Source organism: Flammeovirga aprica JL-4, assembly GCF_012844305.1.
Lineage (GTDB): Bacteria > Bacteroidota > Bacteroidia > Cytophagales > Flammeovirgaceae > Flammeovirga > Flammeovirga aprica.
This window is the reverse complement of record NZ_JABANE010000021.1, coordinates 1-12523: the sequence shown is the minus strand read 5'-3', so window position 1 is coordinate 12523 and position 12523 is coordinate 1. Positions and strand designations below refer to the sequence as shown.

At 34.0% G+C, this 12523-nt stretch carries 12 protein-coding genes and 1 pseudogene; 8 read left to right on the top strand and 5 right to left on the bottom strand.

All coding sequences use genetic code 11. The features are described 5' to 3' along the window. Positions 1-49: 49 nt before the first annotated feature. A pseudogene (locus HHU12_RS35915) lies at positions 50-363 on the bottom strand (DUF2834 domain-containing protein). Between the two features lie 197 nt (positions 364-560). On the opposite strand from HHU12_RS35915, the gene HHU12_RS09650 reads away from it, so the two are divergent. Then, positions 561-2750 carry a T9SS type A sorting domain-containing protein gene (locus HHU12_RS09650; protein ID WP_169656536.1) on the top strand — a complete coding sequence of 730 codons (2190 nt, stop codon included), beginning with the start codon at positions 561-563 and terminating at the stop codon, positions 2748-2750. 134 nt (positions 2751-2884) lie between these two features. Here HHU12_RS09650 and HHU12_RS09645 read toward each other — a convergent pair whose 3' ends face one another. The 3 genes from HHU12_RS09645 to HHU12_RS09635 form a co-directional block, all read right to left on the bottom strand. Next, positions 2885-3793, bottom strand: a complete 909-nt coding sequence (locus HHU12_RS09645; RefSeq protein ID WP_169656535.1) for a helix-turn-helix domain-containing protein — start codon at positions 3791-3793, stop codon at positions 2885-2887. After that, positions 3786-4214 (bottom strand): SRPBCC family protein, encoded by a 429-nt coding sequence (locus HHU12_RS09640; protein WP_169656534.1) that lies wholly within the window; start codon positions 4212-4214, stop codon positions 3786-3788. The genes HHU12_RS09645 and HHU12_RS09640 overlap by 8 nt, the downstream gene beginning before the upstream one ends. A gap of 74 nt (positions 4215-4288) precedes the next feature. Beyond that, entirely contained in the window at positions 4289-5161 is an 873-nt protein-coding gene (locus tag HHU12_RS09635) for an alpha/beta hydrolase (protein ID WP_169656533.1), read from the bottom strand. Positions 5162-5591: 430 nt separating this feature from the next. Between HHU12_RS09635 and HHU12_RS09630 the strand changes: the two genes are divergently transcribed. Next, positions 5592-6275 (top strand): 2'-5' RNA ligase family protein, encoded by a 684-nt coding sequence (locus tag HHU12_RS09630; RefSeq protein WP_169656532.1) that lies wholly within the window; start codon positions 5592-5594, stop codon positions 6273-6275. Positions 6276-6408: 133 nt separating this feature from the next. On the opposite strand, the gene HHU12_RS09625 is transcribed toward HHU12_RS09630, so the two are convergent. Then, the gene (locus tag HHU12_RS09625; protein ID WP_169656531.1) at positions 6409-7992 is read right to left on the bottom strand and encodes a BCCT family transporter; all 1584 of its coding nucleotides are present in this window, start codon (positions 7990-7992) and stop codon (positions 6409-6411) included. Positions 7993-8551: 559 nt separating this feature from the next. On the opposite strand from HHU12_RS09625, the gene HHU12_RS09620 reads away from it, so the two are divergent. The 6 genes from HHU12_RS09620 to HHU12_RS09595 all read left to right on the top strand — a co-directional run bounded on the left by HHU12_RS09620 (position 8552) and on the right by HHU12_RS09595 (position 12447). Beyond that, complete coding sequence (locus HHU12_RS09620; RefSeq protein ID WP_169656530.1) at positions 8552-9178, top strand: DMP19 family protein; 627 nt, start codon at positions 8552-8554, stop codon at positions 9176-9178. Between the two features lie 81 nt (positions 9179-9259). Continuing rightward, the gene (locus tag HHU12_RS09615; RefSeq protein WP_205959841.1) at positions 9260-9805 is read left to right on the top strand and encodes a hypothetical protein; all 546 of its coding nucleotides are present in this window, start codon (positions 9260-9262) and stop codon (positions 9803-9805) included. Positions 9806-9851: 46 nt separating this feature from the next. After that, complete coding sequence (locus HHU12_RS09610; RefSeq protein ID WP_169656528.1) at positions 9852-10448, top strand: DUF6940 family protein; 597 nt, start codon at positions 9852-9854, stop codon at positions 10446-10448. Positions 10449-10571: 123 nt separating this feature from the next. Next, positions 10572-11114, top strand: coding sequence for a hydrolase (locus tag HHU12_RS09605; protein ID WP_169656527.1), 543 nt, complete (start codon positions 10572-10574; stop codon positions 11112-11114). A gap of 6 nt (positions 11115-11120) precedes the next feature. Continuing rightward, positions 11121-11954: a formylglycine-generating enzyme family protein gene (locus tag HHU12_RS09600; RefSeq protein WP_169656526.1), complete on the top strand. Its 834-nt coding sequence runs from the start codon at positions 11121-11123 to the stop codon at positions 11952-11954. Positions 11955-12015: 61 nt separating this feature from the next. Then, on the top strand, positions 12016-12447 hold the full coding sequence (locus HHU12_RS09595; RefSeq protein ID WP_169656525.1) for a hypothetical protein: 432 nt from the start codon (positions 12016-12018) through the stop codon (positions 12445-12447). Positions 12448-12523 lie beyond the last annotated feature (76 nt).

Below are 12523 nucleotides of genomic sequence, written 5' to 3'. Positions count from 1 at the left end.
ATGTTATTGGAGCGGGTGTTTTTTTGTCTTCTGATTTTTAGTTGAATAACTATTTCTGTACCTTCCTCAATTCCCTAAAATATAGAAATAAAGGTAACCCTGCAGAAACCCCAATTGAGAGCGTAGCCAAAATTGAAAACCAATAGTACTTTACTTTTTTCCTGTCATTCAAAATGAATACAATTAATACCACTGCAGAAATGATTACATCATACCCAAAAAACGACTGATATTAGTAGCGAATAATTCCTCAAAAAATAAAGACATATTCAATCCATTGCTGAGTAGGAAAGCAATTAATTCGTAATAGGGAACCACGGTTCCTATGATAAAAAGGAGAAGGTACAATGTGGAAGTTTTCATGCAGTTTAAATTGTTATTCTATATCAAAGACATGGTTTTACCCATGCATAAATATCTCAAATCCAAGAGAAAAAATCTAGGAATATACGGGTTGAAAATTTTTTAGAGGTAGACTTGGATTCAATAATTTCCATCCCTCTTCGATAAAGTTGATTACTATTGTGGTGTATGAAATAATAAATGAAATACTTAGAACCATGCAAACAACTTTTTTGAGACGAATTAATTACATCCTCTTATTAATAGGCTTTAATGCAACAATGCTAATGGCAGATCCCCCAGATCCTCCAGCAGGTAAAGTTTGGGTGCTGAATCATGCTATGAGTGATGAATTTGACGCCAATAGCCCTAATACTGATAAATGGAGATTATTTGATAAAGCAGAATCTTGGGGAAGAACAGCCGCCTTTGATAAAAGAATTCTAGAACCAGTAAAAGATCCCAACTCAGATAATTATTATATGAGCATGAACCCAATGTGGTATTATGAAGATGAACGTTTCCCAAGGGGAAATGGGAAGGATTATCATTTTGCGGGAGGTGGAATGGATACTAAAGTTTTGCAAACTTATGGGTATTTTGAAGTAAGAGTGAAACCGTCTGATTTCCCTATGGGTTCAGGTGTTTTTATGAATTCAAGAGGAACCACAACTGATGATTGTAATACAAAGTATGCAACAGAATTGGACATCATAGAGAATATGGGATATACGGGTCCATTTAATGAACATGGTGATGGCTCATTTAATAATATACAGCATGTCAATTCTCACTCGAAACCGTTTACTGATGCAAATGGTTCATGTGAGCGATTGCCTTATGAATCAACAAACAGTGGAGTAAAAGCACCTGCATTGGCTGAGCCTTTAGGATGGAATACAGTAGGTATGTGGTGGAAAGATGCCAATACCGCCATGTTTTACAATGACGACAAGTATTTTGGGACCATCACTCCAACACGTGATTATTTCCTGCCTATGCCTGTGATTATTGTAATGGAAACTTACAATTGGGGTGATGATGATGAAAGGAATGCTACGAATCCAAAGCCAGAAGAATGGATGTTTGAGGATGATTTCCGTACAAAAGAACAACGAGCGGTGATGTATGATTGGGTGAGAGTTTGGAAGCTGGTAGATATTGATCAAGCTTTATTCAACAATTCGACAGATAACATCAAAGGATACGAAGAAACAATAACTGCTTACCCTTCACGTCAATTTTCGACAACATTGATTTACTCCTCATCGAGTGCAAGAACAGTGACGGTGACATTATTTGATCCATCAAACAATAAGCTGGCGGAGAAAACTTATAATGTTGAACAGGGAGTAAAGTCATTATTTACTGAATTTGATTTAGATCAAGAGTTGTCTATTGCTGATAATTATAAAGTAGTTTATGAAATAAAAGACGGTAATACGGTACTTAAAAGTACTTCCACCACTTTTGATGTGATAGAAAAGCCATTAGAGAAAAAGTTATGGAGTGAAGGAATTCCAACTTCTTTATTACCTGGTTTAACTTCCTACCCGATTAATGTAAAATATGAAGCGGATGAGGCTTGTAAAATCAATATTGAGATCAGAAAGCCGGACGGAAGCTGGTTTGGAAGTGGCAATGTAAATGTAGAGGCTGGCAATGGTGTAGCGACTGTGAATGTTAATACAGGTTCTGCTACCACTATTGGCTCAAATTATTTCTACAAAGTGTATATGCATCGTCAAGGATTTGATTGGAGAGATCCTGAAGCGGTGGCGTTAGACCCAGTGATTTATTTTAATGTGGAAGATGCCATCGAGCCAGCTATTAAACTGCTTACTGTGCCGACAGAAATTGATGGTGGAGAAACTGAAGTGAATATAGAGTTTTCTTATGGTACATATGAGAATGGCACATTACAAATTGAATTATTAGATAAGGATAATAAAGTGATGGCTAATACAACTCGTACCGAACGTATTGGACAACGTACTTTGACTAGGAAGCTTAAAATAGAGACAGATCTACCGCCGTCAGATGATTATAAACTTTCAATCGCCTTTATTCCAGAGAATGGGAGTTTTGAAAAAGTAACGGATCAGGTAGAAAATATTAAAGTAACAGAAAATGTAACAAGTACTGACCTTATTGAAGCAAGAGATACCGTATTAAAAGTGTTCCCTAACCCTGCGGAAGGAACATTAAATATGACTCTGGAGGATAAACAAAGTGAAATACAAAAAATTGAAATTCTAAATATAAGTGGAAGACTATTGAAGTTAGTCACACCTAAGAAAGGAGCAACAATTACTGAGATTGAAGTCGCTGAATTAGCCTTAGGTACCTATTTATTGAAAGTTACAACCGGAGATGAGGTATATACCACGCGTTTTATTAAAAAATAAACTTACTTCTTCATGAAGTTGTCATATTCTTAAAGAAGACCTTCATCAGTCAAAGAATCCTGAGTTTGATATTTGTAGTGCAAATTTCTAACTCAGGATTTATTTTTAAGAAATAATTCAAGGCTCTCAATAGTTTATTCTGTTTTTCGATATTCCCCCGGTGACATTCCAATCTTTGACTTAAAAAGTTTACTAAAGTGATTGGGGTATTCAAAGCCCAATCCATAAGCAATTTGACTTACAGCTTCTTTTGAACCTAATAGCCTTGTTTTGGCAAGGTCCATCAAGTAGTTGTAAATATGTTCTTGTGCTGAACTTCCCGTTTCTTTCTTCAGTAAATCACTCAAATAATGAGATGACATATTCAATTCTTCACCAAAATATTTTACAGTAGGAACACCAAGTTCTAGTTGTTTTTCATTGTCATAGTAAGACTTAAGGCAAGCTTCAAATTGTACTACAAAATCTTTATTCAAATTAGTACGGGTATAAAACTGTCTGTCGTAATAACGAGTACAATAGTCTAACAGAAGCTTTATATTAGAAACTATCAATTCCTGACTATGACGGTCAATAATATATTCATACTCTCTTTGTATTTTTTCAACGATTTCACTGAGCACTTTTTGCTCTTCACTAGAAATATGCAATGCTTCATAAATTGCATAAGCAAAAAAATCATAGTTATTAATTACTTTTCCAAGCTCTGATTTTCTCACTAAGTCAGGATGAAAAATAACCGTCCAGCCCGAAACATTATCAAAGTTTTCTTGTGTAGAGAATTTCATACTTTGATTGGGTTTTGTAAAAACCATGGTCCCGTCTTGAAAGTCATAAGAGTTTCGACCATAAGAAATACGTCCTTCAATACCTTTTTTTAAGCTGATTTGATATAAATCCATCATAAAAGTGTAATTCCCATAGTTGGCAGTTACCATACGTTCATCTATGGGAAGAACAGTAATTAACGGGTGTTTAGGTCCTTCAATCCCTAAAAATTGATGAATTTGACTTACTTCCGTAATACGAATAATGTCACTCATTTTCAATATAATCTTTTAGTTGATTTAATAAACGTTCATATGCTTTTTCTACAGGAGAAGGGTTCCAAAACGGAACTATAATACCTTTGTATTCTTCATGTATTTTTACTGTTGTTCCTGAAGGAGAAGACTCTAATATATACTTATGATCAAAAGTCAATATCAGTGGTACTCCACCTTTTTGATTAATCATTTTCTGTTCAATGATTTTCTCCACTTTAGCATCGATCTTAGAAGCTTTTCCACCTTCATCTTGATAGAATTCATAGTTGATTACACTTCCCTCTTTAAGTTGACCTTTTAGAGGAATCAATACTTTATTCCATTGTTTTACTGTTTCAGCATTTGACAGAACACTCCATACTTTTTCAGGAGAAGTATTGATTTGAACTTGTGTGCTTACAGATTTTTTACCAATCATAAATAAAATAGCTAAAAGAATGAAAGTGATGAATAAGAATATGAACAATTTAGAACTAAGTAGTGTCATTGTTTTTATTTTAAATATTGATCAAACCAGAATAAGAGCTCCTCAGGATGCTTTGTAAGGTAATCATAACCTGCGGCTCTTTTCTTATCCAAGTCCAACCAGATCATTTTCTTTTCAACCGTCAGTGCATCAAAATATTCGTCGATAGACTGTTTATTTAAATACTCATCATTTTGATTTTGAACCAATAATGTAGGGACAGTGATATCTTTGACGTTGGGCATAAAAGAAACCTCATCCATCGCAATTCCTGTTCTCTCATTGTTGAGTTTAGTTACACCTTTCCCTATAAAGTTATCTAATCCTAATGCCTTTATAAAGTCAAGGTATCGAAGTGGTTGTATAGCGACCATTGCTTTGATATTATCAAATTCTTTCACTCCATCACCGAAAGCATAGGTAGAAGACGCTGCACCCATACAAATACTCAACAATCCAATTTGAGCATTATTGTAATCTTCATGCTGAGTGATAAATTCCACAGCGGCAATTACATCTTTTCTTTCTTCAGGACCCCAAGTTACCCACGGAGAAGTACCTTCATCACTATTGCCATGATTTCTGAAATCATACATCAGTACAGAGTACCCTTTGCTATGGAGATGTTTAACATGTTTCAGAAAAGCAATATCTTCTTTCCACATTTTCATCATTCCTTTTCCCTCAGGAGTATAGCCAGATCTACTGGACTGCACGCCATAGTGAGATTGAATAATCACCTTATCGGTGTTGCCTTTGATCAGCCAACCTGAAAGTTGTACACCGTCTTTTGCATTAAAAGTGACTTCTTCATAGGGCAACCCATAATCGCTTGGAAGATCAAACACAGGTGAAACACCGCCTTTAACAATGGAATTAGATAGTAATTTCGAAAGCATAACAATTTTAATTTTTGATTACATAACAAAGTTCATCATTGTTTGCTTTGATAAAGTACACATATTGCAGTAGGATGGATATATAATGCAGAAATAGTCTATCAACATCTTCAAATAAGATATCAGAGTTTGGCTTATTTTGTTCTTAAAGGAATTTTAAAGATTACCATAGCCCATAAAAACAGTACTAAATAACACTTTTATTCGAAGCTGAGGACTTTAAAAATCACTGTTATTAATCTTAATAACACCTATTAGGTAATATTAATTATTGGAAACATTTTTTTTATTGAATTAATATGAAATATTTATGTTATTTGAATTGTACTGTAGAACATTGTTAAGCTAAAAACTATGTTTCCTGCTTAATATGAACAGTATATTTTTACCAATAAGTGAATTACGAAACTATCAAAACCATTTTAACGAAATGAACAACATTGAATTTTATAACAACCTGTACCATGAAGCTGTAACCAAATTTAAAACAGATAATTATCAGTTGGATAAGCTGATTGATGCTAAAGATGATAGGAGATTTGGAATATCTCTAATTTTAAAGCCGGATGAATTAGTTTTAAAGAATATCCAAGGGTTTCTTTCTCAGCTTAGAGCAGTGGAACCCCGACAGTATTTCTATCCTGATACCGATATTCACGTGACTGTGATGTCAATTATTACATGTTACGATGGCTTTAGTCTTGATAAAATTTCTATTGAGGATTACATTAATACAATAAAGAAAAGTCTTGATTCAATAGAGAGTTTTGATGTGCTTTTTAAAGGGGTAACTGCTTCACCATCTTGTATTTTACTTCAAGGATTTGTGAAGGATAATGTTTTGAATAATATCCGCAACCGGTTGAGGAGTGAGTTTATGTCTACAAGTTTAGAACAGTCAATCGACATAAGGTATGTATTACAAACGGCTCATTCTACTATAGTGAGGTTGAAAGAAAAGCTTGAAGAAAAGAACAAGTTTTTGGATTTAGTAGAAAAGTATCGCAATCATTATTTCGGAACTGTAAAAGTAAACAATATAGACTTGGTGTATAACGATTGGTATCAGCGAAAGGAGAAAGTGAAGGGCTTGTATCAATTTCCATTACATTAATCTCTCAGAGGGGAACCGTTAATTCTATCCCAGAGAACAGATCTAATGTAATGTATAACAAGAGGTCATTTAGACTGAATTATTTCTTCTAAATGACCTCTTAATAATACTATTATTTATCTTATTTTAATAGTTAAACTTCAATAGCTTCTTTTTTATCTTCATTTTTAAAAATGTAATACTTTTTATAGTAATCATTAACTGCCTTGTATAAGCTATAACACATAACGATAATGAGTAAAGCAAAAGGTAATCCTGACAAAACAGTTGCTGTTTGAATTGCTGCTAATCCGCCACCCATCAAAAGTACTCCAGCAATTAAGCCTTCCATGGAAGCCCAAAATACTTTTTGTGATTTTGGAGCATCATGTTTACCTCCAGAAGTTAACATATCCACCACAAAAGACCCAGAATCAGAAGAGGTTACAAAGAAAAGGGTTACTAAAATGATGGTAAGAACTGAAGTCAATTTAGTTAAAGGGTACTGTTCTAATAAATAATAAATGGCCGTTGAAAAATCTTTATTCACAGCCTCAGAAACAATATGATTTCCTAATAGCTCCTGATACAGTGCACTTCCTCCGAAGATCGAAAACCAGAAGAATGTTAATAGAGTTGGTACTATAATTACCCCAAATACAAATTCTCTGATAGTACGGCCTTTAGAGATTCTAGCAATAAAAATACCCACAAAAGGAGACCATGAAACCCACCAAGCCCAATAAAAGATAGTCCATTGGTTTTGCCAGCTATTTTTCTCCCCAACACCTTCATATGAATTTGTCCAAAAGCCCATTTCAAAAAAGTTAAATAGATAGAATCCAATATTTTGAACAAATGCTTTCAGTAAGAAAACTGTAGGACCAATCGCTATGACTATAACTAACAGTACAAATGCCAGTTTCAAGCTAACTTCGCTTAAGAATCGAATGCCTTTATCTAGCCCTAAAATCAAAGAAAGCGTTGCAAACCCAGTGATAATGGTTATTAGTACAATTTGTATTGTGGTTGTAGAAGGAATTTCAAATAAATAAGTAAGACCTGAATTTATTTGTTGCACTCCAAAACCTAAGGAAGAAGCTAGACCAAACAATGTGGCTATTACAGCAATTACATCAATAATATCGCCCAGTAAACCATATATTTTATTCCCAAAAATGGGATGAAATATAGAACGTATAGTGAGGGGGAGTTTTAAATTAAAAGTAAAAAATGCTAAAGCTAATCCTACAAAGGCATACAATGACCAAGCATGAAATCCCCAATGCATTAACGATAAACTCACTGCTAATTCTGCAGCTTTGGCAGGGTTCTCTGTATTACTGATGAAAGGGTTATTGTTGAAGTGCGAAATGGGTTCGCCTACCGACCAAAATAATAAACCAATTCCCATACCCGCACTAAAAAGCATCGCAAACCAAGATCCTTTAGAAAAATCTGCTTTGGCATTAACTCCACCAATTTTTATTTTACCAAACTTACTAATACCTAAATAGATGGTGTAGATAAAAACGAAGTTGACGAGAAGGATAAAAAACCATCCTACGCTATTTGATACATTGACTTGTGTTAGTTTGAACCAATCTTCCATAGATTGACCTTTTATTAATGTAGCTGTAACCAATATTGAGATAATAAAAATGGAGGCTAGTGATACTGTGGCATTTGCTTTTATGCCCATAAAAGTTTTTTTATCACTTCGAACGTGATGTTTCATAATAAGATTTTTTTGATACTAAAGTTTCAAGCATATATATGCTCTTAAACTTTATGGTAATTGGTGTCAGTAACCGAATGGTTAGAAAGAGGGGAACCCTATCCAGAGATATTGGCTTTGAGAAAACATATTGCTTTCATGTCTTTTTGCTCAAAGTAATTAGGAGTACCAAGCAAAAGAACCACATCAATGTACCTTTTTATTTCAATACAATACTACATCTCTTTTAGGTGGAAAGGAAAGATATGATTTAGTTAATTGTTATTAAGGTTTAATGTGAATTGGGATTAGAAATATTTGTTATGAATCTAAATCTATTTTTCATTGGAAAAGACCTTCATCATAAGTTGATATCATTTTGTTTTTCCTCCCTAGTTACTAATATTCTTCCCGATTATATAAACACCGTTTTCAAACTTTGATGCCTTTTTATAAAGAGAATATTTTATGGTTTTAGTATTTTTCATAACTTCATAACAGTAAACTATAAAATGAGATATCTCTTCTAAAAGATGACAGATCTTGAGGAGAATTAAAACACAAACTTTATTAAAGCAACATGAAACTATTTACTCTGTTAAAAAGTTACCTTTCTATTAAAAAAGCATCTTCTACGCCAATATTTGAGGAAAGTCCTGACCAAAAAGCTTCAATTTATTGGAAATTTGATGAAACTAATCCGTTTATCCCCAATCTAGAAAAAGAGCAATTTGAATCCTTGACAGGAATGGACTTTGGATGGTATGTGTTAGAGCCACTTTCGCTTTATGTGGATCACAGTAAGTATGAAGAAGAAAGGTGTGTACGCTTCAACTATGCTCAGAAATTTATTTACTTTTGGTGGTATTTGGATGCACAGGTTTCAAATGGTGGTTTTGTTCAATTCTTCATTAATGGATATGGTAAGTACCTTGATCCCATCAAAAGAGGCTTAATGCATATTGGAGCAACTGAACAATATCAATTGTTAGTATTGGCTGAAAGGTATTTCAAAAAAAATGATGAATCGGCTTTAAAAGAAATTAAAGTTGATGAACAATATCAGTTTTTGGTAGATCAGGAAATACTTACTCCATTTTGTGCTAAATACCTTGAAATAGGGAGAGGAGCATTAGACTTTTTTAAAGAATACGCTTTAAAACATCCTGATGAATTAGCCTCTTTTAAGACAGAAACAGCTAAATAAGTACTAAGTCAATAATTAATTATTGTGAATTTAGTCTTAGTACCTAACTTTTAAAATATAACGATTTAAAACTGCTTAATAATGACTTTGGATAAACTATTAGTAGACTTCTACAGAGCAAACGGAATTCCTGATGATGGAGGTATCGATGATAAAACTTTTGATATCAATATTTTTGGAATTGTATTGACAATGCCCAACCCTCAGTTTAGAAAAGACGCACTTCACATCCATGATATTCAACATATTTTGAATGACTGTGACACCTCCTGGAAAGGGGAAGGCTTTATATGTGGTTGGGAGATCGCAACGGGTATGTGGAAGCATGTTTTATTGGGTGTTTTGAGCCTTTGGGCAATGGGTTATGTGTTATTAATGCATCCTAAAGCGGTATTACAAGGTTTTAAACAAGGCTTGAATGACAATGGAGTCATCGATTTAAAGGTGAGTAGGGAAGGTTTTATGAAAATGGAGCTGGAAGAATTGAAGAGATTGATTCATAAAGAGAAAAAAACGAAAATGAGTGTAATGCATTGGATTCAATTTGTTTTTTGGTGCATAGTGAGTGAAGTTGTCTTCTTGTTCCCTTTACTTTTGATAGGGGTAGGAATTTACTTTTTGGTTTGATGTTGCTAGCTTGTAACCTCTTCTAACAATCAAACCAATTTTATTGATGTATACATTTATCACATTAGGTAAAAATGAACATGCCGCAAGGCTAAAAATACAAGACGGGGATAAGAATTTGTCTTTTTCAGAAGTTTTTGATTTATGGAAAACGAGCAGTTCCTTCATTGATTTTTATACATGTAAACTACTTGAAGTCTTAGGGAATTCCTTCTTCTGGGAACATCCTCCTTTATTGCAGAAAGACCTTGACAAAGACTATGAGTTGGTGATCCGAAAGACCAATAGTTATGCTAAAAGAGTCATGGATGAACAGGCATTTAGCGAACATTTTGAAATCGATAATGCCATTGTAAATTTTGATAATTTAGGGAGAAATGCTCGTTTGATTGTCCCTGTAAAGACAAAAGAAGGAGACATTTATAAGCACTTAGGATCTTTTCTGGAAGGTGGTGATAAAGAGCAGATAGAAGGACTTTTTCAAACCATAGCGATCCAAGTAGAGAGTGAATTGAAAAAAGGAAAACAGATTTGGCTGAATACAGCAGGTTTAGGTGTAATTTGGTTGCATGTTCGATTAGATACGCGACCGAAATATTATAAGACGAAGCAATATAAAAATCCAGACTTCTTTTCAGAGTAATTTGAACTTATAATTATATTACTAACGAAAGCTTTATTTTTATCTTTAATGTATAATGAAACATTCATTCTGATATTGAAGAATAAACAAATTGGTCAATTTTGAAACTTTAAGAAAGGGAATATGCTAAACGTTGAATATACCGGTTTAATATTAGTAGATGTACAAGGAAATCTTGCAAGGAAGGTACATGAAAGTGAGACGACCATCAAGAATATTAAAAATCTCTTGAGAGGTTGTCAGATTTTAGATGTTCCTGTAGTTTGGTTAGAGCAAAATCCTGAAGGGTTAGGAGGAACAATAGAAGAGCTATCAGTTCACATGAAAGATAATAATGAACCTATTCCGAAGTTCTATTTCAATGCAATGGCTGAAGAGGCTGTAGAAAATAGAATTAAGGCGCTCAATAAACAAAACTGGATCATCTGTGGTATTGAAGCTCATATTTGTGTGTACCAAACAGTAATGGGATTACTACAGCGAAACTATACTGTGGAGGTGGTTGCTGACGCTATATCTTCACGTAAGAAAGAGAATATTGATATTGCATTAAGCAAGTTTGAGAGAGCAGGAGTGGGAATCACAAATGTAGAGATGTGTCTTTATGAGTTAATGAGGACATCACAGAGAAAAGAGTTTAAAGAGATTTTATCGTTGATCAAGTAATTTCAAATGAAAGCAATACTGATACAACCCAATAAATTAACGATTACACTCATTGCTTTACTTTTTATCTCCTGCCAACCAAAACCAAAAACGGATAAAGTGGATTGGGTATTTGTAGAAGGAGGAACTTTTGAACAAGGGAAAAATCAAATAGTAATAAGTCCAAAAGGAGATACTATAAGAGGTTTTGCAAGTCGTCACCGCTTTGTTGAAATCAGTGATTTTTATATCAGTAAGTATGAAATTACAGTAGGACAATTTCGAGAATTTTGTGAAAGCACGGGTAGAGAAATGCCCGAGCCACCTATTGAAAATGCCTATGGACAAAAGGTGTATTATAAATGGAAAAAGGATAACCCAATGTTAGCTACTTGGGATGAAGCGAATGATTTTGCCCATTGGGCAGGGGGACGGTTGCCAACAGAAGCGGAGTGGGAGTATGCTGCAAAAGGAGGGCAGAAAAGCAAAGGATATATATACAGCGGAAGTAATAATCAGTTGGAAATTGGATGGGTAGGAGAAAACTCAGACAGCACCTTCCATAAAGTAGGACTTCTAAAACCAAATGAGTTGGGTATTTATGATATGACAGGAAATGTGACCGAATGGGTCTTTGACTGGTATAACCCTGAAAAAGATAGTTTAGTGAGCAGAATTAATCCACAAGGACCGCCTGATGGTGAAGATAAAATATCTAAAGGAATCAGTTGGTTTTATAATGCACTAGATGAAAACGGCAAACCCTTACAACAAGGATTTCATATGCCAGAAATAAGGTATCAGTCGCCTATAAATACCCGAAATGATGGTTTTGGTTTTAGAATTGCAAAGGATAAATAATCATTATTCTACTATTAAACGCGTCTTCTCAAAAGACTTTAAATTAAATAATCAATAAAAAATGAAATACTTATTTATCGTTGCTTTTATCTACTTTACACTATTTAGTTGTTCTAAAAACACAACTTCTAATAATGTGACACCAACGAATTGTGATTTAGTGACAGTGGTTAGTGAAGAAGAATATGCTAATGCACCTTCTGATTATGTGCAAATCAATAAAGTAGAAATTGAGGGAGATTGTTTACTGGTCAACTTTAGTGCTAGTGGTTGTAGTGGAGAGTCTTGGGAAGTGAAATTAGTGGATCAGGGGCTAATATTAGAATCATTTCCTCCACAAAGAAACTTGAGGTTATCCATGAAAAATCCAGAAGCTTGCGAAGCATATATCACTAAAGAACTGTCATTTGATATTTCAAATTTACAGGTTGACGGAGATCAGGTGCAGTTGAATATTCAAGAGTATGATGGAGGGATTTTATACAAATATTAAGTACTAAGTACTGAGACAAATTAAAATATAAGCTATATTTATACCCTAATTATGGGTCGTAAAACAAAAGTTATAG